The 23,757-nt window shown below is 68.8% G+C and carries 25 protein-coding genes; 13 read left to right on the forward strand and 12 right to left on the reverse strand.

The features are described 5' to 3' along the window. Nucleotides 1-119 precede the first annotated feature (119 nt). Nucleotides 120-650 carry an FHA domain-containing protein gene (locus tag B1991_RS14765; RefSeq protein ID WP_168709674.1) on the forward strand — a complete coding sequence of 177 codons (531 nt, stop codon included), beginning with the start codon at nucleotides 120-122 and terminating at the stop codon, nucleotides 648-650. After that, complete coding sequence (locus tag B1991_RS14770) at nucleotides 647-2,305, forward strand: protein kinase domain-containing protein (protein WP_136259437.1); 1,659 nt, start codon at nucleotides 647-649, stop codon at nucleotides 2,303-2,305. Before B1991_RS14765 ends, B1991_RS14770 begins: the two co-directional genes overlap by 4 nt. Before the next feature lie 105 nt (nucleotides 2,306-2,410). Here the strand turns inward: B1991_RS14770 and B1991_RS14775 are convergent, their stop codons facing one another. From B1991_RS14775 to sufT, 3 genes are all read right to left on the reverse strand, one after another. Continuing rightward, entirely contained in the window at nucleotides 2,411-3,319 is a 909-nt protein-coding gene (locus tag B1991_RS14775) for a LysM peptidoglycan-binding domain-containing protein (RefSeq protein ID WP_136259438.1), read from the reverse strand. 325 nt (nucleotides 3,320-3,644) lie between these two features. Then, nucleotides 3,645-5,804: a M4 family metallopeptidase gene (locus B1991_RS14780; protein WP_136259439.1), complete on the reverse strand. Its 2,160-nt coding sequence runs from the start codon at nucleotides 5,802-5,804 to the stop codon at nucleotides 3,645-3,647. A 502-nt stretch (nucleotides 5,805-6,306) separates the two neighbouring features. After that, entirely contained in the window at nucleotides 6,307-6,864 is a 558-nt protein-coding gene (gene sufT, locus B1991_RS14785; RefSeq protein WP_136259440.1) for a putative Fe-S cluster assembly protein SufT, read from the reverse strand. Between the two features lie 228 nt (nucleotides 6,865-7,092). Here sufT and B1991_RS14790 point away from each other — a divergent pair, with 228 nt between their 5' ends. Further along, entirely contained in the window at nucleotides 7,093-7,512 is a 420-nt protein-coding gene (locus B1991_RS14790) for a hypothetical protein (RefSeq protein ID WP_246031189.1), read from the forward strand. Nucleotides 7,513-7,588: 76 nt separating this feature from the next. Here B1991_RS14790 and B1991_RS14795 read toward each other — a convergent pair whose 3' ends face one another. Both B1991_RS14795 and B1991_RS14800 read right to left on the reverse strand, forming a co-directional pair. After that, nucleotides 7,589-9,046, reverse strand: coding sequence for an NAD(P)(+) transhydrogenase (Re/Si-specific) subunit beta (locus B1991_RS14795; RefSeq protein ID WP_136259442.1), 1,458 nt, complete (start codon nucleotides 9,044-9,046; stop codon nucleotides 7,589-7,591). Then, on the reverse strand, nucleotides 9,046-9,351 hold the full coding sequence (locus B1991_RS14800) for an NAD(P) transhydrogenase subunit alpha part 2 (protein WP_136259443.1): 306 nt from the start codon (nucleotides 9,349-9,351) through the stop codon (nucleotides 9,046-9,048). The genes B1991_RS14795 and B1991_RS14800 overlap by 1 nt, the downstream gene beginning before the upstream one ends. 213 nt (nucleotides 9,352-9,564) lie before the next feature. Here B1991_RS14800 and B1991_RS14805 point away from each other — a divergent pair, with 213 nt between their 5' ends. Genes B1991_RS14805 through B1991_RS14815 form a run of 3 tightly spaced genes read left to right on the forward strand, consistent with a single transcriptional unit; the run spans nucleotide 9,565 to nucleotide 11,103 of the window. After that, nucleotides 9,565-10,164, forward strand: a complete 600-nt coding sequence (locus tag B1991_RS14805; protein ID WP_136259476.1) for an RNA polymerase sigma factor — start codon at nucleotides 9,565-9,567, stop codon at nucleotides 10,162-10,164. Next, nucleotides 10,161-10,571 (forward strand): DUF3619 family protein, encoded by a 411-nt coding sequence (locus B1991_RS14810; protein ID WP_136259444.1) that lies wholly within the window; start codon nucleotides 10,161-10,163, stop codon nucleotides 10,569-10,571. The genes B1991_RS14805 and B1991_RS14810 overlap by 4 nt, the downstream gene beginning before the upstream one ends. 4 nt (nucleotides 10,572-10,575) lie before the next feature. After that, nucleotides 10,576-11,103 carry a DUF3106 domain-containing protein gene (locus tag B1991_RS14815; RefSeq protein WP_136259445.1) on the forward strand — a complete coding sequence of 176 codons (528 nt, stop codon included), beginning with the start codon at nucleotides 10,576-10,578 and terminating at the stop codon, nucleotides 11,101-11,103. A gap of 30 nt (nucleotides 11,104-11,133) precedes the next feature. On the opposite strand, the gene B1991_RS14820 is transcribed toward B1991_RS14815, so the two are convergent. After that, entirely contained in the window at nucleotides 11,134-12,234 is a 1,101-nt protein-coding gene (locus B1991_RS14820) for an NAD(P) transhydrogenase subunit alpha (protein WP_136259446.1), read from the reverse strand. A 129-nt stretch (nucleotides 12,235-12,363) separates the two neighbouring features. Between B1991_RS14820 and cdd the strand changes: the two genes are divergently transcribed. The 4 genes from cdd to B1991_RS14840 all read left to right on the forward strand — a co-directional run bounded on the left by cdd (nucleotide 12,364) and on the right by B1991_RS14840 (nucleotide 15,094). Further along, nucleotides 12,364-12,780 (forward strand): cytidine deaminase, encoded by a 417-nt coding sequence (cdd, locus tag B1991_RS14825; protein ID WP_136259447.1) that lies wholly within the window; start codon nucleotides 12,364-12,366, stop codon nucleotides 12,778-12,780. 162 nt (nucleotides 12,781-12,942) lie between these two features. Next, the gene (locus B1991_RS14830) at nucleotides 12,943-13,512 is read left to right on the forward strand and encodes a nitroreductase family protein (protein ID WP_136259448.1); all 570 of its coding nucleotides are present in this window, start codon (nucleotides 12,943-12,945) and stop codon (nucleotides 13,510-13,512) included. Next, nucleotides 13,500-14,429, forward strand: coding sequence for a 5'-3' exonuclease (locus B1991_RS14835; protein ID WP_136259449.1), 930 nt, complete (start codon nucleotides 13,500-13,502; stop codon nucleotides 14,427-14,429). The genes B1991_RS14830 and B1991_RS14835 overlap by 13 nt, the downstream gene beginning before the upstream one ends. A 68-nt stretch (nucleotides 14,430-14,497) precedes the next feature. Continuing rightward, nucleotides 14,498-15,094 (forward strand): NUDIX hydrolase, encoded by a 597-nt coding sequence (locus tag B1991_RS14840; RefSeq protein WP_136259450.1) that lies wholly within the window; start codon nucleotides 14,498-14,500, stop codon nucleotides 15,092-15,094. 155 nt (nucleotides 15,095-15,249) lie between these two features. Here the strand turns inward: B1991_RS14840 and B1991_RS14845 are convergent, their stop codons facing one another. The 6 genes from B1991_RS14845 to rsmD form a co-directional block, all read right to left on the reverse strand. Beyond that, nucleotides 15,250-16,290 carry a TMEM43 family protein gene (locus tag B1991_RS14845; RefSeq protein WP_136259451.1) on the reverse strand — a complete coding sequence of 347 codons (1,041 nt, stop codon included), beginning with the start codon at nucleotides 16,288-16,290 and terminating at the stop codon, nucleotides 15,250-15,252. A gap of 61 nt (nucleotides 16,291-16,351) precedes the next feature. Next, complete coding sequence (gene ggt, locus B1991_RS14850; RefSeq protein ID WP_136259452.1) at nucleotides 16,352-18,070, reverse strand: gamma-glutamyltransferase; 1,719 nt, start codon at nucleotides 18,068-18,070, stop codon at nucleotides 16,352-16,354. Next, on the reverse strand, nucleotides 18,067-18,327 hold the full coding sequence (locus B1991_RS14855) for a YfhL family 4Fe-4S dicluster ferredoxin (protein WP_136259453.1): 261 nt from the start codon (nucleotides 18,325-18,327) through the stop codon (nucleotides 18,067-18,069). The genes ggt and B1991_RS14855 overlap by 4 nt, the downstream gene beginning before the upstream one ends. A 78-nt stretch (nucleotides 18,328-18,405) precedes the next feature. Then, nucleotides 18,406-18,906: a hypothetical protein gene (locus B1991_RS14860; RefSeq protein WP_136259454.1), complete on the reverse strand. Its 501-nt coding sequence runs from the start codon at nucleotides 18,904-18,906 to the stop codon at nucleotides 18,406-18,408. Continuing rightward, nucleotides 18,899-19,459 carry a pantetheine-phosphate adenylyltransferase gene (gene coaD, locus B1991_RS14865; protein WP_210772143.1) on the reverse strand — a complete coding sequence of 187 codons (561 nt, stop codon included), beginning with the start codon at nucleotides 19,457-19,459 and terminating at the stop codon, nucleotides 18,899-18,901. Before coaD ends, B1991_RS14860 begins: the two co-directional genes overlap by 8 nt. Before the next feature lie 309 nt (nucleotides 19,460-19,768). Continuing rightward, complete coding sequence (gene rsmD / locus B1991_RS14870) at nucleotides 19,769-20,356, reverse strand: 16S rRNA (guanine(966)-N(2))-methyltransferase RsmD (protein ID WP_136259455.1); 588 nt, start codon at nucleotides 20,354-20,356, stop codon at nucleotides 19,769-19,771. A 74-nt stretch (nucleotides 20,357-20,430) separates the two neighbouring features. On the opposite strand from rsmD, the gene ftsY reads away from it, so the two are divergent. Genes ftsY through mutY form a run of 3 tightly spaced genes read left to right on the forward strand, consistent with a single transcriptional unit; the run spans nucleotide 20,431 to nucleotide 23,736 of the window. Continuing rightward, on the forward strand, nucleotides 20,431-21,573 hold the full coding sequence (gene ftsY / locus B1991_RS14875; RefSeq protein ID WP_136259456.1) for a signal recognition particle-docking protein FtsY: 1,143 nt from the start codon (nucleotides 20,431-20,433) through the stop codon (nucleotides 21,571-21,573). A 23-nt stretch (nucleotides 21,574-21,596) separates the two neighbouring features. Next, the gene (locus B1991_RS14880) at nucleotides 21,597-22,646 is read left to right on the forward strand and encodes an AsmA family protein (protein ID WP_136259457.1); all 1,050 of its coding nucleotides are present in this window, start codon (nucleotides 21,597-21,599) and stop codon (nucleotides 22,644-22,646) included. A gap of 10 nt (nucleotides 22,647-22,656) precedes the next feature. Next, on the forward strand, nucleotides 22,657-23,736 hold the full coding sequence (gene mutY / locus B1991_RS14885) for an A/G-specific adenine glycosylase (RefSeq protein ID WP_136259458.1): 1,080 nt from the start codon (nucleotides 22,657-22,659) through the stop codon (nucleotides 23,734-23,736). Nucleotides 23,737-23,757 lie beyond the last annotated feature (21 nt).

A 23,757-nucleotide genomic window follows, 5' to 3' on the forward strand; every position in this document is an offset into this window, starting at 1 on the left:
ACGCGGCCGACGACGGGTCCGCAAGCCGGCCGGTTTGGCCCGCCAGTGGGGCAGCCATCACGATCGCGGCCCCCGCGGCTGGCTATAGTGCCCACAGGATGGGGAAATCCGGGGTTTCCATGAGCGACAGCACGCCAATACCGTTTCGTCGTTCCGGCGAACGATCTTCGGGGCCGCAGGGCACCCGTTTCTTCTCGACGGAGGCCTTGCGGCAATACGCCAGCGACGCCGCCGACGGGGTGGATGGCACCGTCAGCGCGCACGCGCCGGTGCTGGAGGGCAGCAGCCCCGGCATCGAGGGCCGCCGCTTCGTCATCCGGCCGGGGCGGCAGGCAATCGGCCGCCGGCTCGACAACGACATCGTCGTCGACGACATGAGCGTCTCCGGCTGCCATGCGTGGATCACCCACCAGCATGACCGCTGCGTCATCATGAACACGCTCTCCACCAACGGCACCTTCGTCAACGACAAGCGCATCCACGAAGTGGCCTTGTGTCATGGCGATCACATCCGGCTCGGCCAGGCCGAGTTCGTGTTCCTGACCCGCGAGCACGACCAGCCGAAACGCGCGCCCTGGCGCCGGATCGGCGCTGCCGTCGTGCTGCTGGCAGCCGGTGCCGTCATCTGGTGGTGGCTGCGGTCGCCGTGAGCGCGGGCGCCACGCCCTCGAAGGTCGGCCGCTACCGCATCGAGGGCGTCCTCGGCGAAGGCGCGATGGCGGTGGTCTATGCCGGCTTCGATCCGGACATCGAGCGCAAGGTGGCGATCAAATGCCTGCACCAGCAGATCGCCGCCGACCCCGCCTACCGCAGCCGGTTCCTGATCGAGGCCCGCGCCGCGGGCCACCTGACCCATCCGCACATCGTCACCATCTTCGACGTCGGCGAGACCGACGATGGCCGCTCGTACATCGCGATGGAGCGGCTGCCGGGCGAGACGCTTGCCGGCAAGGTCAGCCGCGAGGGATTTCCGCCGCTGGCGGCGATCATCGACCTGATCGGGCAGCTCGCCGCCGCGCTGGATTACGCGCATGCCCGCGGCGTGCTGCACCACGACATCAAGCCCGAGAACATCATGCTGGCCGATGGCTGGAGCTACGCCAAGATCAGCGATTTCGGCATTGCCGAACGCCGCGCCTCGCCCCGCGATGCGCTGCGGCGACCGGCGGAAATCGGCGGCACGCCGGCCTACATGGCGCCGGAGCGCCTGCGCGGCGAACGCAGCGATGCGCGCAGCGACCTGTTCTCGCTGGGCGTGGTGCTGTACTGGCTGCTCACCGGCAAGTTGCCGTGGCCGGAGATCGGCAACGTGCAGCAGTTGATCCGCAAGCGGTTGCGTTCGCCACTGCCGGCAGTCCGGCCACGCGACCCGGCCACGCCGTCGATGTTGATCAGCATCGCGCGCACCCTGCTGGCGCCGGCAGCGGAATCGCGTTACCAGCGCGGCGCGGAGATCATCGACGACCTGCGCCTGGCGGCACGCGAGTACGAACGCGAACGCGAGAAGCCGCTGGCCAAGCGCATCATTTCATTGCGGCTGCGCTGGGCCAGCAGCCTGGGCGCGATCCTGAGCCTGGTGCTGGTGCTGGGGCTGGCCGCGATCTATGCCAAGCAGCACGCCGCGGTGACCGGGCTGGCGCTGGATTTCGGCAGTTCGATGGGGCGCATGATCGCCGGTGAATCCGCCGAGAACCTGCTGCTCGGCGATCACGCGGCCACGCGCGCGCTGGTGACGGACATCTCGCGCAACCGGCAGATCCACTACCTGGCAATCGCCGATCGCAGCGGGGAGATCATCGCCAGCACGCAGCAGGACGAAATCGGTCGCAAGCTGCTCGCCGCGCAAGGGCAAGGCGACATGCTGCTGTTCGACGTGCCGATCCTCTACCAGACGAAGACGATCGGCGAGCTGCGCCTGGGTATCAGCAACGCGGAGCTTCGCGCGGCGCAGAAGACCACGCTGGGGGTGATCGCCCTCGTGCTGGCACTGACCCTGGCGGCCGTGGTCGGCGCCGCGTATTGGCTGTTCCGCCGGCCGCTGATGATGCTGAACCTGCTCGGCGACGCCCTGCTGCGGGTGGCCCGCGGCGACTTCGCCCATCGCATCCGGCTGGCACGCCGCGACGAGTTCGGGCGCCTGTTCGCCACCTTCAACCTGATGAACAGCACCTTGCAGACCCGCCAGCGCCGCGCCACCGAATCCGCACCAGCGGTCGGCGAGGAAGACGTCACCCGCCCGACGCACATCATGTCGACGGTAGCGGCCGAGGACACCTTGACGCCCGCTCCGGTCACGCCACCGTAGGAGCCCGCTCGCGGGCGATGCTCTTGCTCTCGCGAATCCCGAATCCCGAATCCCGAATCCCGGCTCAAGAGCATCGCCCGCGAGCGGGCTCCTGCGGGATGGGGTTCAGTACTGCTTTAGTCGCTGCTTGAGTTCGAGCGCACGCGCCCGGTAGGCGACCGCCGGCTCGTAATCCGGCGCGATCGCCAGCACGCGGTTCCACAAGGCGATGGCCTTGTCCAGCTGCTGGTCGCGGTACAGCACCACGGCCCGCTCGTGGTAGGAATCCAGCAGGCGGCTGCGCAGGCTCGCCGCCTCGGCGCCGGTCGGCCTCAGCCGCGGATCGACCTTCAATGCCTCGTCCATGCGGGCAAGCGCCTGCTGTCCCTGGCCGTGGTCGAGCAGGGAGACGCTCTCGTCCTGCAGCCGGCGCGCCTTGGCCACCGCCGATTCCGCGACCAGTGCCGGATCGGCGGATGGTACATCGGTCGCCACCACTTCGACCGCCGGCGAAGCGCCCCGTGCCGACAGCGGGATGCGCAGCGTCTGGCCGGTGCGCAGCAACGAGGGGTTGGTCGCGTGGTTGTAACGGGCCAGGATCAGAAAGAGATTGGCGTCGCCCAGATAGCGATCGGCCAGCGTGCTGTAGGACTCGCCCGACTGCACGACATGCGCGCGCGAGCGGCTGCCGAGCCACCGCTGCGGATCGGCGGTGAGCTGGCGCAACATGCCCTGGGCGGCCCGGTCGCCGGGATGCTGCTGCAGGTATTGCCGCAGCGCCTGTTCGCCCTCGGCGTAGTGGCCGGGCAGAAGTTGCCGCTCGATGATCGTCGCCAGCGAGGAACCCGGAGGCGGCACGGCCGCTCCAGTCGATGCCGCGGATACCGGCGTGGCCACCGGCGTGACCACGACCGAGGAATAGCCGCGCAGCGAACCGCAACCGGCGAGGCCCGCGGCCAGCACGGCAGCGACCAGTGTCGTCGACCAGCCGCGGCAGCGGTGCCGTGTCGTGATCATGCGTTGCGGAAAGTCCATGCCCGATGATCCGTCAGATCATGGCGTGCAGGGTAGCCGGGGCGACGGCGACGCACGGCATGGCGCCCCGGTGCAAGCGCCACGGGTGGCAAGGCATGGAACTCGACATGTAAGAACTTCATCCGGCAGTCCCCCTTCGCAGCATCCGTCCCGGGGACGAACCATACCGTCGGCGCTGGCAGTATAGCTGTGCCACCGTACGGGTTTGCGCGGGACCGCATCACCGGATCGGAACAAGGCAGGCCCGGACGATTCGACCGGGCCTGCCTTGCGGGTACCGCTCCATGGGTACGGCAACGGGCCATCCCTGGCCCGCCTGGGGGATTTACCAGCTGGCTTTCAGCGTCACGCCCGAATACGCGCGGTAGCCGTTGAGCATGATGTAGTACGTGCCCGACGCGTTGCTGTCGGAGCAGGTCTCGTTGTTGCCGGACTTGTAGGGCCGGCAGTCGTAGCTGCTGGTGGTGGGCTGGGAACCCTGCTTGACGTACAGATCCGCGTCGCCGCTGCCGCCGGAGGTGGAGATGGTGAGCGCGCTGCCCGCCGGCACGGTGACGGTGAAGTAGGTCTTCGAGTTCTTCGCGCCGGCAAGACCGGTCACCGGTACGCCGTTCTGCAGGCCACCGGTATCACCGCCACCGCCGCCACCGGTCGAGTAGGACGCCTTGACGGTGACGCCGGAGTACGACGAGTAGCCGTGCACCTTCAGGTAGTACTTGCCCGCGGCGGGCGAGGCCACGCTGCAGCTTTCCGAGTTGCCGCTCTTGTACGGACGGCAGTCGTAGCTGCTGGTGGTCGGCGCACTGCCGAACCTGGTGTACAGGTCGGCATCGCCGCTGCCGCCGGAGATCGACATCACCAGGTTGCTGGCACCGGCCGGCACGTTGATGAAGTAGTCGTTGTCGGCGCCGGCAGCGCCCGAGATCCCGCCCACGCCGACGTTGTTCTGCAGCTCGGTGGTGGTGCTGCCGCCACCGCCGCCACCGCTGCCCGGACAGGTCACGCCCACGCTGTTGAACGCGGCAATCACCGCGTTCTTGTCGTAGCCCAGGTCGGTCGCGGCCGATTCGACGCCGCAAGCGCCGGAGTTGAAGGTCGAGGTGGCCGTCCAGTACACCTTGTTGGCCAGCGCGTAGACCTGGAACGCCTTCTTCACGTCCCAGCCGCTGGTCTTGGCCAGCACGCAGAAGGACTTGTTGTACACGCCGCTGGAGTAGTGCACGTCGAGGCCGGAGTAGTACTGGGAGGCGTTGTCGATCGAGCCGCCGTCCTGCGACGGGTTGCACATGTAGCGCAGCGCGTCGCCGATGCCCGCGCTGGCCTTGACGATGTCCGCGCCGACCAGGAAATCGGCCGAACCGCGGTCGAAGTACTCGGCCGCCTCGCCGGCGATGTCGGAGTACGCCTCGTTCATGCCGCCAGACTGGCCGCTGTACTCCAGGCCGGAGTTCTGCTCGGTGTAGCCGTGGCTGATCTCGTGGCTGGTCACGTCCAGCGACACCAGCGGATAGAACGTGCTGGCGCCGTCGCCGAAGTACATCGCCGAGCCGTCCCAGAACGCGTTCTCGTAATTGGAACGGTAGTGCACCTTCATCAGCAGCTGGATGCTCAGCGGCGGCGCGCCGGTGTAGGACTGGTACATGTCGTGCACCACGCCACCGAAGTGGTGGGCGTCGTTGACCGGCGAGTACGCGCCGTTGATCGCGTCGGTGTTGCTGGTCGGGCAGGTGAAACTGACCACCGAGCCGCCGCTGCTGCCATGGTTGAGGTTGTAGGTCTTCACGTCGCCGTTCTGCAGCGTGCAGGTGCTGCCGGACTGGGTGACGTCCAGCGCCGCGTAGTCGGTGCCGTAGATGTACTCGCCGGTTTTCTGGTTGCCGCCCGGGCCGTTGGCCGAGGCATCCGTGAGGCCGTTCCAGCTCTTGATCACCGCGCCGGTGTTGGCGTCGACGATCGCGGTGGGGCGCGTCGGCGCGGCGCCGTTGACGAAGTACGAAACCCGGTAGACCAGTCGCGGCGCCGCGCCTTCCTGCGGATACACGAACAGGTCGGCCCGCGCATTCTCCATCGCGACGCCGCCGACCAGCACGGTGTGTGCGTGCGCCTTCAGGGCCGCGATCGCACGCGACGCGTCCAGCCGGGGCCGCACCGAGATCAACTGCTGGGCCTGCTGCATCAGTTCGCCGGTGGCGCGCAAGGCATTGCCCTGGGCGTCCTGCACCACGGCGATGCTGCGGCCGTACACCGGCACGCCTTGGTACATCTGCTGCTGGCGCACCACGCGATGCTGGCCGGCCAGCGCCACCGCGGCATGCGGCACCAGCGTCATGTCCTGGCCGAGGTTCAGGCGGTTGGCCAGTGATGCGACGGGGACGGCGCCCAGGTTCTGTGCATGCAGGGCTTTCGTGTTGGCGGCCGTGGCAGCCGTGGCGGTGGCCATGCCGATGGCGGCCACCAGCAGTTTCAGGCGGAATGGATGGGGCATGTAATGAGCTCCTGGAAGAATTGGGGACAAACGCGCCCGATGCGGCCGCAAAGCCCCATGCAAGAATTTCCGTGCAAGACACGGCGTTGGTATTCGTCAGCGGTCCGGCGATCCCGAACTACGTCCGCCGGTGGCTGCCTTCCCCCTGAGGTTCCCTGCAGGGACAGCACCTGGACGCTTGACTGCAAGACGACGATGACGTCGCCACGGGATCATCCCCCAGCCTCCCAGATGGCGGACCCGGCGACGTTATTACTTGCGATATGGACTGACAATCCGATTTTTTCCTACGCCGGGTGACCGCGGTCACGCATCGACGGGTGCGCTGCCGGCACCAGTGCAACGCGCGGCATGCGCCTGGAAAACTCTCGAATGACCTTGTCTGCCGCCATTCTCGCGAACGCGGACATTCTCCCGACTGGCGTCGTGGGGTAGCTCTGCGCGTCGGCGTCTGCGGGCTGCTCGCGCGGCGCAAAATATTTCGAACGGGCTTTGCGCCCGTTCAGAGCATGCCGGTTTCCAGCTTCGCCTCGTCCGACATCATCGAGTGGTTCCACGGCGGGTCGAACACCAGGTCCACGTCAGCTTCGGTGATGGTGGGGATCATCTCCAGCTTGGTGCGCGCGTCGTCCACCAGGATGTCGCCCATGCCGCAGCCGGGCGCGGTGAGGGTGAGCTTGACGTAGACCTTGCGTTCGCCGGATTCGCCGTGTTCCATGCTCAGGTCGTAGACCAGCCCGAGATCGACCACGTTGACCGGGATCTCCGGGTCGAACACGGTGCGCAGCTGGTCCCAGGCGAGCTTCTCCACGTCGGCGTCGGTCGCATCCGGCGGCACCTCGATCGGGATAGGCCGATCCTTGCCAAGCGCATCGGCATCGTCGCCGGCCACGCGGAACAGGTTGCCCTCCACGTACACGGTGAAGCTGCCGCCGAGGGCCTGGGTGATGTAGCCGATCTGGCCCGCGGGCAACGTCACCACCTCGCCCTGCGGCACCATCACCGCGCTGCAATCACGCACCAGGGTGACCGGTTCGCTGCTCAGACTGAAACCACTCATGCCGACGACTTTCCCGTATCCACAGGCGCGGCCACATGCCGTACCGAAGTGCCCATTATGCCGCCCGCGGCGCGCGGCCGCTTGTTCCAGATCAGCCCGGCGGGAGATGAGGCGACGTTTTGCCCGTCCGTCGCGGCGCGCAGCGCACGGTATGATGGCCGCTTTGCCGACGGATCAAGTGATGCATTGCACCCACCTGGCGGGGCACCACCGATGAGGGCGAGCAGCATGCCTGCCCTGCTGTTTGCACTGTTCAGCGCCGCCATGCTGGGACTTGCCGCCGGCGCTGCGTGGATGGTGGCGGCGCTGTATTCGCGCCATCCCCTGCCCTGGCTGGCGGTACCGATCGGCGTCGCGCTGGCGTGGGTCATCCGCGCGGGCGTGCACCGGCCAGGCACCGGGGCGATGCTGCTGGCTGCCGGCGCCACCGGGCTGTCGGCGATCTACGTCAACCTGCTGATCGCCGGCGTGAAGGTCGCGGGCAGCATGGGGCTGGACCTGATCGAGGCGATGCGCACCGCCGGCCTCGGCATGCTGTGGCAGCTGGCGCGCATGGGCCTCACTCCCGCCGATATCGCGTGGACCGTGCTGGCCATGGCGCTGGCCGGATGGCTCGCCTCGCGCAGAAAGCGCGGCACACGCGCGTAGGGCGGGCACCGCCCGCCGCCTTTCAATCCGTGAAGCAAAAGCCGGCGGGCCGTGCCCGCCCTACGGAGAGTCGGCTTCAGCCGTCGATCGCCTTCACCTCGTTGACCAGCTCGCCCACCGCGGCCTGGCCGTCGCCGTAGAGCATGCGGGTGTTGTCAGCGTAGAACAGCGCGTTCTCGATGCCGGCGAAACCGGTACCCTTGCCGCGCTTGATCACGATTACCTGCTTCGCGTTCACCACATCGAGGATCGGCATGCCGTAGATCGGCGAGGCCGGGTCGGTCTTGGCCACCGGATTGACCACGTCGTTGGCGCCGATCACCAGCGCCACGTCGGTGGCGGGGAATTCGGGGTTGATGTCGTCCATGTCGGCGATCAGGTCGTACGGCACGCCGGCCTCGGCCAGCAGCACGTTCATGTGGCCGGGCATGCGGCCGGCCACCGGGTGGATCGCGAATTTCACCTTCACCCCGCGCTTGATCAGCAACTGGGCGAACTCCCACACCTTGTGCTGCGCCTGGGCCACGGCCAGGCCGTAGCCGGGCACGATCACCACGCGTTCGGCGTAGGCCATCATCACCGCCGCGTCGGCGGCATCGACCGGCTTCTGCGCGCCCTCGATCGCCTGCGCCTCGCCTCCGGCTGCGCCGAAGCTGCCGAACAGCACATTGCCGATCGAGCGGTTCATCGCCTTGGCCATCAGCTGCGTGAGCAGGGTGCCGGCGGCGCCGACCACCATGCCGGCGATGATCATCGCCTCGTTGCCAAGCACGAAACCCTCGAACGACACCGCCAGGCCGGTGAACGCGTTGTACAGCGAGATCACCACCGGCATGTCGGCGCCGCCGATCGGCAGCGTCATCATCAACCCGAAGGCCAGCGCCAGCGCAAAGAACGCCGCAATCAGCGCCGGGCTGGCATGACCGATCGCCAGCAGCACACCGACCACCACCGCCGCGGCGAGCAGCAACAGATTCACCGCGCGCTGGCCGGGGAACACGAAGCGCTTGTCCATCCAGCCCTGCAGCTTGGCGAAGGCGATCATCGAACCGGAGAAACTCACCGCACCGATCAGCGCACCGAGCACGCCCAGCGCCAGCTCGGTCGGCGACAGCGCCGGCGGCAGGCCGTTCACCGCCCAGGCTTCCGGCCGCAGCGGCGAGGTATCCGGCACCGCATGCAGCAGCCCCGACGAACGCGCGTAACCGATCAGCTCCACCGCGCCGATCGCCGCCGCCGCGCCGCCGCCCATGCCGTTGTACAGCGCCACCATCTGCGGCATCGCGGTCATCGCCACGCGCCGACCGGTCCACCACGCGGCGCTGACGCCGATCAGCACTGCGGCAATGATCAGCCCGCGGTTGTGCATGTCCGGCAGGAAGAACGTGGCCAGCACCGCCAGCAGCATGCCGTAACCGGCCCACACGATGCCGCCGCGCGCGGTGCGCGGCGAGCTCATGCGTTTCAGGCCGAGGATGAACAGCAGCGCGGCGAGGAAGTAGCACGCCTTGATGATGGTGGGCAGCCAGCTCATCACTTGGCCTCCTTGCCGGCACCAGGCTTGCTGGACTTGAACATCTCCAGCATCCGCTCGGTCACCACGTAGCCGCCGGCGGCGTTGCCGGCGCCCAGCAGCACACCGACGAAACCGATCGCGATCTCGAACGGCGTGTTCGCGTGGCCTAGCGCGATCATCGCCCCGACCAGCACAATGCCGTGCACGAAGTTGGAGCCGGACATCAGCGGTGTGTGCAGGATCACCGGCACTCGCGCGATGATTTCATAGCCGGTAAAGGCGGCCAGCATGAAGATGTACAGCGCCAGGAAACCGTCGATCATGAGCCCATCCCCCGTGAGAGCCGCCCGCCAGGATGCATCCGAACCCGCATCATACGGGAAGCCCGGCGGGCGTCGAGGCCGGGGCGTCGATCGGTGCACGGCGCCGCGCGGCTCGCGCAGGCGGTCAACCCTGGCAGGCCTGCCGCGTTGAACAGGCAGGAACCACCGATGGAGCCTGTCGATGACATCACCGATGGCGGCGGAGCGTCGGCCGTGAATGCCGCCGCCGGCATGCTCGAGGCCGACCTGCTCGCCGCAGGCGAGCTGGGCGATGCGCGCGCGATTCCGGCCACGCTGGATGCGTTCCTGGCCGACGTGGAACGCCGCGCGTTCCGCATGGCCGAGCTGCAGCTGCGCCACCGCGAGGACGCCATGGATGCGGTGCAGGACGCCATGCTGCGGCTGGTACGGCACTATCGCGACAAGCCGGCCGCGGAATGGGCGCCGCTGTTCTGGGGCATCCTGCGCCGGCGCGTCGTGGACCTGCAGCGCCGGCGCAAGGTGCGCTCGATCGTGGTCGGCTGGCTCGGCGGCGGGCATGACGACGACGGCGACGAGCTGCCCGTGTGGGAGCCGGCCGACCCGGGCAAGGACCCGCTGGGCCGGCTGCACGACGCCCAGTCGTACGCGGACATGGCCGCCGCGGTACGGCAGTTGCCCAGGCGCCAGCGCGAGGCCTTCATCCTGCGCATGCTGGAAGGGCTGGACGTGGCGGAAACCGCGCGCGCCATGGGCTGCGGCGAAGGCAGCGTGAAAACCCATCTGTCGCGCGCCATGCATCAGCTGCGCGACCAACTGGAGGATTGGCGATGAACTCGCCCGAGCACGAGCATCAGCACGAACCCGTGGAACAGCGCCTCAAGCAGCGCACGCGCGAGCTGTGGCGCAAGGCCGCGCAACATCTTGACGCGAGCACGGCCGCGCGACTGCGCGCCGCCCGCCGCGAAGCGCTGCAGTCGTCAACCGCACCGCATCGTCAGGCGGTGCGCTGGCTGATCCCCACCGGCGCGCTGGCGGCCATGGCGTTGGCGGTGATGATGGTGTGGCAGCCGCTGCCGCACGCGCCCGCGCCGCCGGTGAACCAGGCAGCCGGCACTGCCCCGCAGGACGCGGACAACGAGCTGCCGCCCGACGCCGAACAGGTCGACCCGGGCCTGTACCAGAATCTCGATTTCTACGCCTGGCTCGCCGCCAACGACCGGCAACCGACCTCACGCTGAACCCATGAACAAGCCGCTGCCTACCCTCTTGTCGCTGTTGCTCGCTGCCCTGCTCGGGGCCGTGGCCGCGCCACTGCGTGCGCAAACGCCCGCGCCGCCACCGGCGAGCGAGGAGACACCTGCACGCACCCCGTGGAGCGGCCTGGCACCAAACCAGCGCGAGATGCTGGCACCACTGAAGGACGAATGGGATCAGCTGTCGCCACGCAGGCAGGCGCACCTGCTGCACCGGACTCGATACTGGACCACGCTGCCGCCCGAGCGTCGCGAGGAAATCCGCCAGCGCATCATCCAATGGCAGCAGATGACGCCGGAGCAACGCCGTCAGGTACGCGCCAACGAACACCGGTTCCGCGAGATGTCGCCGGCAGAACGCCAGCGCTTGCACCGCAGCTTCGAGCGCTTCCAGAGCCTGCCCCCGGCGCAGCGCGAGCAGCTGAAACGCGAATGGCGTCAAATGTCGCCCGAGCAGCGACAGCAGCGAATCCAGCAGCGCGACCGCGACGGCAGCACCGGGCATCCGCCCCGGTAACTCAAGCAGGGTCGCGGATGACCGCGGCCATCAGCCCTGGAAGCGGGTCTCTCCGGCGTGCGTCAGGCAGCTCCTGGCGACCAGTTCGTCGTCGAAATCGGGTTTCAGCGCACCTTCGTGCAGGAGCAGCTCGACGAAGTTGTACACGTTGCGCGCATACATCTCCGAGGCGTGCAGCGGCGCGCCGGCCGGCAGGTTCAGCGGCCCGATGATCGTCACGCCGCCATGCTCGATCCGCTCGCCGGGACGGGTCAGCTCGCAGTTGCCGCCGCCCTCGGCGGCGAGGTCGACGATCAGCGCGCCGGGCTTCATGCCCTCGACCATCGCGGTGGTGAGGATCTTCGGCGCCGGGCGCCCCGGCACCGCCGCGGTGCTCACCACCACGTCGAACGACTTCAGGTGATCGGCCAGCGCCTGCTGCTGGGCGGCGCGCTCCTCTGCCGACAACTCGCGCGCATAGCCGCCGCTGCCGGCGGCGCTGACACCAAGGTCGAGGAATTTCGCGCCCAGCGACTCCACCTGCTCGCGCGTTTCCGGGCGCACGTCGTAGCCCTCGATCTGCGCGCCCAGCCGCCGTGCGGTGGCGATCGCCTGCAAGCCGGCCACGCCGGCGCCGATCACCAGCACCTTCGAGGGGCGGATCGTGCCGGCGGCGGTGGTCAGCATCGGAAAGAACTTCGGCGAGGCCTCGGCGGCGATCAGCATGGCGCGATAACCGGCCACCGCCGCCTGCGAGCTCAGCACGTCCATCGCCTGCGCGCGGGTGGTGCGCGGCAGCAGCTCCAGCGAAAACGCGGTCAGCTTGCGCGCGGTCAGCGCGGCAATGCGTTCGGCGGCGCCGTACGGGCGCAACTGGCCGACTACCACGCTGCCCTCGCGCAGGCTCGTGAACACCGCGTCCTCGGGCGGCAACACGCAGGCCAGCACGTCGGCCTGGGCCAGCACGCCGGCGGCATCGGCAAACTCCGTCTCGACATAGGCCTGGTCAGGGAAACCCGCCGCACGACCGGCGTCGTGCTCCAGCAGCACGCGCAAGCCCTTGCCGCGCAGCTTCTTCGCCATTTCCGGGGTGATCGCCACGCGCCGCTCACCGGCGGCAGTCTCTCGCAAGGCGGCAATGGTGACAGGCATGGTGCGATCCCCGTGGAATGTTCCGGCCATCTTAGCGGCAGTCGGCTTTGATCCGGACGTGTGCGCGAGAGTAAGCTGGCCCGCCGGATCGCGCTGCATGCAGCACCGGGGTCATCGCCGGAGATCACGATGCCCGCAAGCCCCCTCGCCCTGGACGACCTGCTCGCGCTGGCGCGCGCCGTGCGCGAACACGCCTATGCGCCGTACTCCGGCTTCCACGTCGGGGCCGCGGTACGCACCCGCGACGGCCGCACGTTCGGCGGCTGCAACGTGGAAAACGCCTCGTACGGCCTGTGCAATTGCGCCGAGCGCACGGCCCTGTTCAGCGCGGTTGCCGCCGGCTGCCGGCCCGGCGACGTCGTGGCCATCGCGGTGGTCGCCGATACCCCGGAGGCGGTCACACCCTGCGGCGCCTGCCGTCAGGTGATGGCCGAACTGTGCGACGAGGGCACCCCGGTGCTGCTGGCCAACCTCACCGGCGCCACCCGCGAAACCAGCGTGGCCGCGCTGCTGCCCGGCTCGTTCAAGCTGCCGCTGCGGGCTTGAGGGGCGGCGTGGAAATAGCGTAGGGCGGGCACCGCCCGCCGGCTTTCTGCTTCGCGACAGCGTGACGGGAAGCGGCGGGCAGTGCCCGCCCTACCTTCGACGGTTCGCGCCTTGGCGACCCGCCAGCTAGGATGGAGCGCCCCGCCTTCGTCGAACCGATCCATGACCAACGCGTTATCCCTGCTGCAGCAACGCCACTCCGTGCCCGCACGCCAGCTCGGCGAACCGGCGCCGGACGACGCCACCCTGCACGCCCTGCTCGAAGCGGCCATCCGCGTACCCGACCACGGCAAGCTGGTGCCGTTCCGGCTAATCCTGCTGCGCGACGAGGCCAAGCTGGCGTTCGGCGAACGGGTGACCGCGATCGGCATGCGCAACAACCCGGCGATGACCGGCGCCAAGCTGGAGAAGGAGCGCCACCGCTACACCTTCGCGCCGCTGGTGGTCGCCGTGGTCGCGCGCATCGACGCCGACAGCAAGGTGCCGGAAATCGAGCAGAAGCTGTGCACCGGCAACGTGGCCTACAACATCCTGCTCGGTGCCTTCGCGCTGGGCTACGGTGCGCAATGGCTGACCGGCTGGGCCGCCTACGACCGCGAGGTCGCCGCGCTGCTGGGCCTGGCCGCCAACGAGCACGTGGTCGGCTTCATCCACCTGGGCACGCCGCAGGTCGAGGTACCCGACCGTGACCGCCCGGGGCTGGACGACCTGCTGAGCACGTGGACGCCGTGAACGACGCAGCGATCGGACGTCCGGACGTCCATCTTCCCACTGCCCACCTGATCGACGGCAGCCTGTACGTCTTTCGCGCCTGGCACTCGATGCCGGACGAGTTCCACGACGTCGACGGCCATCCGGTCAACGCCGTGCACGGCTATGCGCGCTTCCTGTGCGAGCTGCTGGAGCGGGCACAGCCGGAGCATGTCGCGGTGGCGTTCGACGCCTCGTTGACCAGCTCGTTCCGCAACACGATCTACCCGGCCTACAAGGCCAACCGCGAGCTGCCGCCGCCGGATCTGGAACGGCAGTTCGTGCAGTGCCGGGCGCTCACCGAAGCGCTCGGCGTGCATCTGATGATCGACCACGAGTACGAGGCCGACGACCTCATCGGCAGCACCGTGTGGAACCTGCGCGCGCTGGGCTGGCGCAGCGTGATCGTGTCGGCGGACAAGGATTTCGGCCAACTGCTCGGCGAGCACGACGAGCAGTGGGATTACGCGCGCAACCTGCGCTGGGGGCCGGCCGGCGTCCACGACAAGCTCGGCGTGCATCCGCACCAGGTCGCCGACTATCTCGCGCTGTGCGGCGACGCGGTGGACAACATCCCCGGCGTGCCCGGCATCGGCGCCAAGACCGCCGCGGCCCTGCTCGCCCACTTCGGCAGCCTGGATGCCCTGCTCGAACGCATCGACGAAGTGGCCTTCCTGCGCCTTCGTGGCGCGGCCAGTTGCGCGGCGCGGCTGCGCCAGCATGCCGAACAGGCGCGCATGTGCCGCCGGCTGACCCGGATCGCACTGGATGCTCCCGGCGTCGGCGAAGTCGAAGTCCTGCAGCGCCGGCCTCGCCCGGTCGATCAGCTCGACGCGCTGTGCGAGCAGTTGCGCTTCGGCCCACTGACCCGCAGCCGCCTGCGCGCCATTGCAAGCTGACGCGGCCGCTTGTCGCGCCGCGCCCGACGGGCCACCATGGACGTTCCGGCTTCGACCTGCGAGCACCGATGAACGACACCGCCCACCCCATCCCCGCCGACGCCAGCGCGCCGGTGGAAACCCTGTGCGAAGGCCGCTGGCTGAGCCTGCGCAAGCGGGGCCGCTGGGAGTACGCCGAGCGCAACAATCCGGCGGGCGCGGTGATCATCGTGGCGGTGACTCCGGAAGACCGCGTGCTGTTCGTCGAGCAGTACCGCGTGTCGATCCTGCAGAACACGATCGAGATGCCGGCCGGCCTGGTCGGCGACCTGGCCGACCAGGCCGACGAAAGCGCGCTGGTGGCGGCGCAACGCGAACTGGAGGAGGAGACCGGCTACCGCTGCGCCAGCGTGGAGTTCATCCACCGCGGCCCGTCGTCGTCGGGCATGAGCACCGAGATGATCGCCTTCGTGCGCGCGCGCGACCTGCAGAAGATCGGCCCTGGTGGCGGCGACGAGACGGAGAACATCGTGGTGCACGAGGTGCCGCGGCGCGAGGCCGGCGCCTGGCTGTTCGCGCGCGCGGCCGAGGGCTACTCGATCGACCCGAAGCTGTTCGCGGGGCTGTGGTTCATCGAGCACGACGGTGCGGAAAAGCAGTCCGTGATGCCCGACCGCTCGCGCTGAGCGTAGCCCGCGCAGCGGGCGGAGTCGAAGCGGCGCCTATCGGGAAGCCCGTCGCCGGCGTGCCTTTCGACTTCCTCGCTCCTCAGGACTGTGGCTGTCCATGGCCATTCTCCGCGTGCGGCCTTCGGCCTGCGCCCAGGGTGAACGGGTCCAAGTCAGTGATCTTGCCGGCGCAGACACCAGACCGACAGCGCCACGCCGACCAGGGTCACTACCACCCAGCCGCCCAGCACATGGGCGTTCTCGCCCCCCAACCACAACACGCTGGCGACGGCGCCCACGCCGATCGAACCCAGGCCCAGCGCCAGCAGCGGGTCACGGCGGCGCCCCTGGGCCGCGAGCAGCGCCAGTGCGCCCAGCGCCGCCAGCAGCACGGAGAGAACCCGCCACAGCGTCACGTACTGCGGCGGCACCGGCAGGTCGGGAAACAGCGCCAGCAAGGGCACGTCACCGACCTGCACCTGGTAGCCCTTGCCATCGGGAGCATCGGCGGCCGCTTCCAGCCGGGCGCCATCCAGGCGTGCCACGATGGTGACCTGCTGCAGCGGCACGGCGCTCCAGCTCACCCGCAGGTCGCCCAGGCGCGGATCGCCAGGATGGGCGCTGGTCACCAGGTAATCCTGATAACGGCTGAAGGTGACGGCAAGGTTCTGCGGCAGCGCCGCCGGGTCGGGTTCGATCAGCTCCGAACCGGGCAAGGCGTGCACCAGCACGCGGCCGAGCCTGAAGCCGCCCATCTGCACCAGTCCGGCGTCGAACTGCTTGCTTTCGATCGGGAAACGACCGGGATTGACGTGCCCGCGAACGTCGCGGAACCGACTGGAATCCACCGGCTGGTCGACCCAGTCCAGTTCGTAGTGGACGCTGCCGCCGATGCTGATCTCCCGCCACTGGAACATCTCGACATGCCGCACCAGCACGGGTGTATTGGCGGTCTGGTTGAACTCCGGGTCGTGCGGCGCCTCGACCACGCGTGGCGTCCCGGCCAGGCGTGCCATGTAGCCGTGCTGGCCGGGTTGCGGCAGCGCATCCGCGCCCAGTTCGATCGCCTCGCCGCCGTGCCGGACGGACGCCTGGCGGAAATCGATCAGGCTGTTGGCGTTGAGCGCCTCCAGACCGATGCCGGCGAGCACCAGCAGGGCGCCGATGATGTTCAGCGCCAGCAGGCGCCAGGACATGCCCTTGCCCAGCTCCATCAGGCGACCCGTGCCGATGGAAACGAGGGAGGATGCAGGACGTAACCCATCATGCCGGCGCCTACTGCACCTGGCCCAGGCCCGACGGCCGGCGCGGGTCGCTGGCGGCGTCGAGCTGGTTGGTCTTGCGATCCCAGGTGACCACGTTCATGAACCCCCACGGCTCGCGCTGCTTCAGGGTATAGCCCATTTTCGTCAAGCTCGCCTCGGTGCCCGCATCGAATGCCTGCGGCTCGGTCATGACCACGTCGGGCAGGTACTGATGATGAAAGCGCTTGTGCGCCACGATCTGCTGCGCGTCCTGGCCGTCGATGAAATGCAGGATGCCCTCGAGCACCTGGGTGATGATGGTGGAGCCGCCGGGCGAGCCGATCACCATGGTGCGCTCCGGCCCGATCACGATGCTGGGCGACATCGACGACAGCATGCGCTTGCCGCCCACCGGCGCATTCGCCTTGCTGCCCAGCAGGCCGTAGACGTTCGGCTTGTTCGGCACCAGCGCGAAGTCGTCCATCTCGTTGTTGAGCAGCACGCCGGTGCCCGCGGCGACGAACTTCGAGCCCAGCGTGGTGTTCACGGTGAGCGTCACCGCGGCCATGTTGCCGTCGGCGTCGATTATGGAGAAATGCGTGGTGTGCATGCCCGCGTTGGCCGGTTCGGCGCGCGGCAGCATCGACGAGGGCGTGGCGCGGTCGGGCAGGATGCTCTGGCGCAGGCCGTCGGCGTAATACGGCGACAGCAGCATGTCCAGCGGCATCTTCACGAAATCCGGGTCGCCCAGGTAATCATTGTGGTCGCGGAAAGCCCGCCGCATCGCCTCGACGATGTAATGCACGCGCGTGGCGGCATCCATCTTCGTCAGGTCGTAGCCGGACAGGATGTTGAGGATCTCGGCGATCGCCACGCCGCCGGAGGACGGCGGCGGTGCGGTGATGACCTGGTAGCCGCGGTAGTCGAGGCTGATCGGCGTGCGCTCCTTCGCCCGGTACGCGGCAAGGTCGGCCAGCGTCCAGTTGCCGCCGGCCGCGCGCACCGCGTCGACCAGCTTGCGTGCGACTTCGCCGCGATAGAAACCGTCGTGGCCGTGGCGCGCGAGCGCCTCCAGCGTGCTGGCCTGGTCCGGGTCGCGCCAGGTGGCGCCCTCGGCCGGCGGCTGCCCGTCCACCAGGTATTTCGCGGCCGAGGCCGGCCAGCGCTCGAGCAATTTCTGCTCGGAGACGATCGCGCCATGCAGGCGCGGATCGGGGACGAAGCCGTCGCGCGCGATGCGGATCGCCGGCGCCAGCGACTGCTGCAGCGACAACCGCCCGTAATCCTTCGCGAGCAGCGCCAGCCCGGCCGGTTCGCCGGGGATGCCGGCGGACAGCGGCCCGGTCAGCGCGGTGTCGCGATTCGGGCTGCCGTCGGGTTTCAGGTAATCCTTCGGATCGACCGCCGCCGGTGCGGTCTCGCGGGCGTCGATGAACACGTTGCGGCCGTCACTGGCCCGATGCAGCACGGCCATGAAACCGCCACCGATGCCCGAACTCTCCGGCTCCACCACCGACAGCGCGGCGGCCACCGCCACCGCCGCATCGAACGCGTTGCCACCCTTGCGCAACACCTCCAGGCCGGCACGCGTGGCCAGGAAATTCGCACTGGCGATCGCGGCATGGCCCGGCCGCTGCGCGGCAGGTGCGGCCTGCGGCGCCTGTTTCGCCGAAGCCGCCGGCGCGAAGCCCGCGGCGCCGCTCAGCAACAGACCGAGCGCCAGTGCGCGCCAATCGAAGGAGATGCTCATGCCACGGACTCCTTGCTCATCAGGTGCCGATACTTCAATTCAAGCTCGGCGGGAGATTCGACATGGTCGGGATCGTTGATGATGCACTCCACCGGGCACACCTCGACGCATTGCGGTTCGTCGTGATGACCCACGCACTCGGTGCACAGCGCCGGATCGATCACGTAATACTCCTCGCCCAGCGAAATCGCCTGGTTGGGGCACGCCGGTACGCAGACGTCGCAATTGACGCAGGAGTCGAGGATCTTGAGGGACATGACGGCAGGTCAGGAGTGAGAAACGAGGAGTGAGAGAAAGCGGACTTCCCTCACTCCCCTGCACTCACCCCTGCTTCATCACATTTCGACGAAGCGGAACGTCGCCCCGGTGGGCTTCATCGCGTCGGCCACCTTCTGCTCGTCGGCCTTGTCGCCGATGAACACCACGATCACGTCCTTGAACGAGCCGGGGTTGGCATTCTTGAACGCGTCGACCACGAACTCGGAGGTCGCCGCGGAGCTGGGGCCGCCGAATGCGAGCAGGTTGCCCGGCAGCACGCCGCGGGCGACGGTGTCCTGCACGCCCTGCAACTGCCGAGCGTTCTGCGCCTGCTGGTCCTCGGTCAGGCCCGGGGTGACCAAGTAGGCATACGGCTGCGGCGCCTTCATGCCCTGCAGGTTGGCCTGCACCAACTGGCCGAGATAGGCGTTCCAGGCCTTGGCGTCATTGATGTCGGTGGGCTTGGGCGCCTTCTGCACCTGTTCCTGGGCCGTCTGTTCGTCGCCCTGCTTGTTGCAGGCACTCAGGCCCAGGCAAGCGCTCAGCGCGACAACCGCAATGAGAACGAATTTACGCATGGTCATCACCTTCTGCTTCGGGTTGCTGGTTGGATGGATGGAGCGACTTCTGCCAGCGCTGGCGCATCGCCTGTTGCACGGCCGGATGCACGAAGCCGGAGATGTCCCCGCCGAGGCGGCCGATTTCGCGCACCAGTGACGAGGAGATGAAACTGTATTCTTCGGCCGGCGTCAGGAACAAGGTCTCCGCCTGCGGGATCAGATGCCGGTTCATGCTGGCCAGCTGGAATTCGTATTCGAAATCCGACACCGCCCGCAACCCGCGGATGATCACTCCGGCGCCCACCTGCTCGATGAAGGTCGCCAGCAGGCAATCGAAGCCGCGCACCTCCACGTTGGGCAGGTCGGCCAGTGCCAGCCGCGCCAGCGCCACGCGCTCGCCGATGCTGAAGTGCGGCCCCTTGGTGGAACTGTCCGCCACCGCCACGATCACCCGGTCGAACAGCGGCGCGGCGCGCGTCACCAGGTCGGCATGGCCGTTGGTGATCGGGTCGAAGGTGCCTGGATAGACGGCCAGGCGGGGATTCCCCAGATTTTTTCTCACGGAAGGCATGAAGTCGCCGACGGCGGTGTGGCCCTTAGCTTAAGGCAACGCTGCTCAAGTATCACCACCGTCACCCACCCTCTCTGTTCGCAGACCACAGGGCCGTCGACGAAGGCAGACTGGCCGTCTGTCGAGGCGGCGGACCGAAGGTATGCGAACAGAGAGGGTGGGCCTCAACGTGTTGAATCTGAAATGATGAGGTGATGACTGGAAGGCCCGCAGGCGATGCCGCGCGGCTTGGCAAGACAGCCAGTCTTGCCGGCGCCACGCAGCACCACCTGCGGGCCTTCCAGTCATCATGACGGCGGCGATACTTGATCAGCGTTGCCTTGACGGAAGCGAACGCCGATAGAGCGCAAAACGCACCTCGCCGGCCTGTCCCTCGCGATGCACCGACCAGTTCGGCGGCAGCCCGGGGACACCGGCGCGGGGCGATTCGACGTAGATCAGCGCCTGCGCGGCCAGCCAGCCGCCCGCTTCCAGTTGCCCGGCCAGGGGCGCCCACAGGTCGAGCGAAAACGGCGGGTCGAGGAAGACCAGATCGTGAGCCTGCGCTGCCCCGCGCAGGAAAGTCGTCGCATCCGCCGTCGTCACCACCGCGGAGGTCAGCCTGAGCCGCGCCAGGTTCGCGCGCAGCGCCTGCGCCGCCTGCGCGTCGCGCTCGACGAACTGCACGCTGGCCGCACCGCGCGAATACGCCTCGATGCCCAACGCGCCGGTGCCGGCGCAAAGATCCAGGCAGCGCGCACCGGCGATCACCGGCGCCAGCCAGTTGAACACCGTCTCGCGCACGCGCGCCGGGGTCGGCCGCAGGCCAGGCAGTTCCGGCACCAGCAGGCGCGAATTGCGCAGGTTGCCGCCGATGATGCGTACCTGGCCGGGTGCCGGCCTGCGGCCCGCGCTCACGTGTCCTGGCCCTCAGCTGGGAGTACGGGTCGGAGTGTTAGCATGCCGCCCATTGTCTTTGAATCGTCCCGGTCATGCTCAAGTTCTGGAAGAAAAAATCCGCCGAGACGGATGCCCACGGCAAGGAAGTGCCGCCCGCCGCGCCGGATGCGGCGGTCGACGCTGGCCTACCGGAAGCCGCGGCATCGGGCCTGCGCGAGGCACTCGCCGAGATGCCCTCGCCCGAAGACAGCCGCCGCGACTCCGAGAGCTTCGTGGCGCCGGCGGAAGAACCCGCCCCGACGCCGCCGAAGCGCAGTTGGCGCGAGCGCCTGTCCGGCAGCGTGTTCTCGCGCAGCCTGGGTTCGCTGTTCGTGCGCAACCCCAGGCTCGACGACGACCTGCTCGACGAACTGGAAACCGTGCTGATCACCGCCGACGTCGGCGTCGAGGCCAGCAGCGCGCTGGTGGAAGACCTGCGCAAGCGCATGCACAAGCGCGAGTTCGCCGATGCCGCGGCCCTGCTGGCCGCCTTGCGCCAAGCGCTGATCGAACTGCTCAAGCCGGTCGAACAGCCGCTGGACGTGCGCGGCAGGCAGCCCTTCGTGGTGCTGGTCGTCGGCATCAACGGCGCCGGCAAGACCACCACGATCGGCAAGCTGGCGCGCCGCTGGCGTGACGAGAAACGCGCCGTGATGCTGGCCGCCGGCGACACCTTCCGCGCCGCTGCGGTCGAGCAGCTCAAGACCTGGGGCGAGCGCAACGCCGTGCCGGTGATCTCGCAGGGCCAGGATGCGGACGCTGCCAGCGTGATCTTCGACGCCCTGCAGGCTGCGCGTTCGCGCCACATGGATGTGCTGATCGCCGACACCGCCGGCCGCTTGCACACCCAGGGCGGCCTGATGGACGAGCTGGGCAAGATCGCCCGCGTGCTGAAGAAACTCGACGCCGACGCGCCGCATGAAGTGCTGATGGTGATCGACGGCACCACCGGCCAGAACGCGGTCAACCAGGTACGCCAGTTCCGCCAGATCGTGGGCGTCACCGGCCTGGTGGTGACCAAGCTCGACGGCACCGCCAAGGGCGGCGTGGTGTTTGCGCTGGCGCGCGAGTTCGGTCTGCCGATCCGCTTCGTCGGTCTGGGCGAAAGCGCCACCGACCTGCGCGCATTCGATGCCGAGGCCTTCGTCGACGGCCTGCTGCCGGACAACCTCGGCCAGGCTCGCGGCCATGGCTGACGCCGGCTGGCGGGGCTGAGCCGGTGTCGCGCCGACTGCGCCTGGTCGCGATGGTGCTCGGCGGGGTAGTCGTGGCGGCCACGCTCACCGTGGTGGCCGCCGTCTACCTGCTGCTGCAACCGGACCGCTTCACCGCCATGCTGCAGAGCCAGGCGCGTGCCGCCGGACTGGAGTTGAACCTTTCCAGCCCCGCCAGCCCCGGCCTGTTCCCGCAGCCGGCGCTGGACCTGCGCGGCATCACGCTCAGCGCCAAGGGCGCCAGCGCACCGATCCTGCTGGCCGCGCGCGGGCGGCTGGTGCTGCCGTGGCATACCCTGTTCGGCGGCCCCACCGTGATCTCGCAACTGGAGATCGACTCGCCGCGGGTCGACCTGGACGCCCTGCAGGCGTGGATGGCTGCGCTGCCGGCGCAGGAAAGCGAGGGGCCGCTCGACATCCCGCGCATCGACACCGGCGTGGAGATCACCCGCGGCAGCGTGGTGCGCGGCAACGAAGTGCTGATGGACAACGTCTCGATCCGCGCCGGCAACCTGGTTTCCGGGCAACCGTTTCCGCTCAGCGTGAACGCCACCGTCGCCGGCAAGCCGTGGCGGCTGCAGCTGGCGGCGACACCGCGCATCGAGGGCAACGCGCTGCGGGTGGACGACATCAATTTGCACCTGTCGCAGGAACAAGCCGTGGCGCTGGCGATGCACGGGCGCGCGCACTGGCACGGCGCGGCCGATGCCGCGGCCAGCCTGGCCGGCAAGCTCGACCGCACCGGCGGAGGCCAGTACGACTTGTCGCTGGTGCTCACCCCGGCCAACCAGGACAACCCGCTGCTGCTCGCGCTGAAACTGGACGGCCCCGGCAACCACGCCGACCTGCGCTTGCCGCCACTGGCACTGGCGCGCTGGTGGGGTCGCCTGGGCGATCCGCAGGCACCGCAACTGGGCGTGCCGCCGGGCAGCGGACACGCCGAGTTCGACAGCATCGACGTCGGTGGCGTGCACGTGGAAGGGCTGACCCTGCAGGCCGGCGACAACGTGCCGGCAACCGCATCCAGCAGCGCGACGCCGGCCGCCGCGAAGTAGATCAGGATCCATGACGAACACCGACGTGTCCGCACGCCTGCTGCGCTGGTTCGACCGGCACGGCCGCAAGGATCTGCCATGGCAGTCGGAAACCTCGCCGGGCCAGCGCGATGCGTACCGCGTGTGGCTATCCGAAGTGATGCTGCAGCAGACCCAGGTCGCCACCGTGCTGGCCTACTTCGAGCGCTTCGTGGCCGCCCTGCCGACCTTGCGCGACCTCGCCTGCGCCGACGAGGACACCGTGCTGGCGCTGTGGTCGGGCCTCGGTTACTACCGCCGAGCACGCTTCCTGCACCGCGCCGCGCAGATCTGCGTGGAGCAGCACGGCGGCGAACTTCCGCGCGACTTCGCCGCCCTCGCCGCCCTGCCCGGCATCGGCCGCTCCACCGCCGGCGCGATCCTGGCGCAGGCGCACGGGCTGCGCTTTCCCATCCTCGACGGCAACGTCAAGCGGGTGCTGACGCGCTACCACGGCATCGACGGCGACCTCGCCACCAGCGCGGTCGAGAGGCAATTGTGGTTGCATGCCGAGGCGCATACGCCCGTGCGCCGCGTGGCCGATTACACCCAGGCCATCATGGATCTCGGCGCCACCGTCTGCGCGCGCAGCAACCCGCGTTGCGATGCCTGTCCGCTGGCGGGCGAATGCGTTGCCTTCCGCGAAGGCCGCACCGCGCAGCTGCCCGCGCGCAAGGCCGGCAAATCCATTCCGACCCGCGCCACCGTGATGCTGGTACTGCGCGACACCCGGCAGCGCATCCTGCTGGAGCGGCGTGGTCCCCAGGGCGTGTGGTCAGGCTTGTGGAGCCTGCCCGAAGCCACCGATGCCGACGACGCCTGGCGCATCGCCCAGCGTCATGCGCGCATCGACGACGCGCAGGCGCTCGCGCCATTCACCCACGTGTTCAGCCATTACCGCCTGAACGTCGAACCGCTGCTGTTCGACCAGGCAACCGCACGGCAGGAAGTTGCCGACGATGCGCAGCTGCGCTGGTGCAGCGCCGGCGACCTGGCCGCGCTGGGCCTGCCCGCCCCCGTGCGCAAATTGCTCCAGCACCTCACCGCCGAAAAAAACCTCCGCTCTGCGTAGGAGCGCACCCTGTGCGCGATG

Origin of the sequence: Rhodanobacter lindaniclasticus (assembly GCF_004799035.1) — a bacterium.
GTDB lineage: Bacteria > Pseudomonadota > Gammaproteobacteria > Xanthomonadales > Rhodanobacteraceae > Rhodanobacter > Rhodanobacter lindaniclasticus.

Excerpts from the sequence above, each read along its gene's own strand:
- B1991_RS14765 (WP_168709674.1), top strand. The coding sequence starts at position 120 with ATGAGCGACAGCACGCCAATACCGTTTCGTCGTTCCGGCGAACGATCT.
- B1991_RS14775 (WP_136259438.1), bottom strand. The coding sequence starts at position 3,319 with ATGGACTTTCCGCAACGCATGATCACGACACGGCACCGCTGCCGCGGC.
- B1991_RS14780 (WP_136259439.1), bottom strand. The coding sequence starts at position 5,804 with ATGCCCCATCCATTCCGCCTGAAACTGCTGGTGGCCGCCATCGGCATG.
- sufT (WP_136259440.1), bottom strand. The coding sequence starts at position 6,864 with ATGAGTGGTTTCAGTCTGAGCAGCGAACCGGTCACCCTGGTGCGTGAT.
- B1991_RS14790 (WP_246031189.1), top strand. The coding sequence starts at position 7,093 with ATGCCTGCCCTGCTGTTTGCACTGTTCAGCGCCGCCATGCTGGGACTT.
- B1991_RS14795 (WP_136259442.1), bottom strand. The coding sequence starts at position 9,046 with ATGAGCTGGCTGCCCACCATCATCAAGGCGTGCTACTTCCTCGCCGCG.
- B1991_RS14800 (WP_136259443.1), bottom strand. The coding sequence starts at position 9,351 with ATGATCGACGGTTTCCTGGCGCTGTACATCTTCATGCTGGCCGCCTTT.
- B1991_RS14810 (WP_136259444.1), top strand. The coding sequence starts at position 10,161 with ATGAACTCGCCCGAGCACGAGCATCAGCACGAACCCGTGGAACAGCGC.
- B1991_RS14815 (WP_136259445.1), top strand. The coding sequence starts at position 10,576 with ATGAACAAGCCGCTGCCTACCCTCTTGTCGCTGTTGCTCGCTGCCCTG.
- B1991_RS14820 (WP_136259446.1), bottom strand. The coding sequence starts at position 12,234 with ATGCCTGTCACCATTGCCGCCTTGCGAGAGACTGCCGCCGGTGAGCGG.
- cdd (WP_136259447.1), top strand. The coding sequence starts at position 12,364 with ATGCCCGCAAGCCCCCTCGCCCTGGACGACCTGCTCGCGCTGGCGCGC.
- B1991_RS14830 (WP_136259448.1), top strand. The coding sequence starts at position 12,943 with ATGACCAACGCGTTATCCCTGCTGCAGCAACGCCACTCCGTGCCCGCA.
- B1991_RS14840 (WP_136259450.1), top strand. The coding sequence starts at position 14,498 with ATGAACGACACCGCCCACCCCATCCCCGCCGACGCCAGCGCGCCGGTG.
- B1991_RS14845 (WP_136259451.1), bottom strand. The coding sequence starts at position 16,290 with ATGGAGCTGGGCAAGGGCATGTCCTGGCGCCTGCTGGCGCTGAACATC.
- ggt (WP_136259452.1), bottom strand. The coding sequence starts at position 18,070 with ATGAGCATCTCCTTCGATTGGCGCGCACTGGCGCTCGGTCTGTTGCTG.
- B1991_RS14855 (WP_136259453.1), bottom strand. The coding sequence starts at position 18,327 with ATGTCCCTCAAGATCCTCGACTCCTGCGTCAATTGCGACGTCTGCGTA.
- B1991_RS14860 (WP_136259454.1), bottom strand. The coding sequence starts at position 18,906 with ATGCGTAAATTCGTTCTCATTGCGGTTGTCGCGCTGAGCGCTTGCCTG.
- coaD (WP_210772143.1), bottom strand. The coding sequence starts at position 19,459 with ATGCCTTCCGTGAGAAAAAATCTGGGGAATCCCCGCCTGGCCGTCTAT.
- ftsY (WP_136259456.1), top strand. The coding sequence starts at position 20,431 with ATGCTCAAGTTCTGGAAGAAAAAATCCGCCGAGACGGATGCCCACGGC.
- mutY (WP_136259458.1), top strand. The coding sequence starts at position 22,657 with ATGACGAACACCGACGTGTCCGCACGCCTGCTGCGCTGGTTCGACCGG.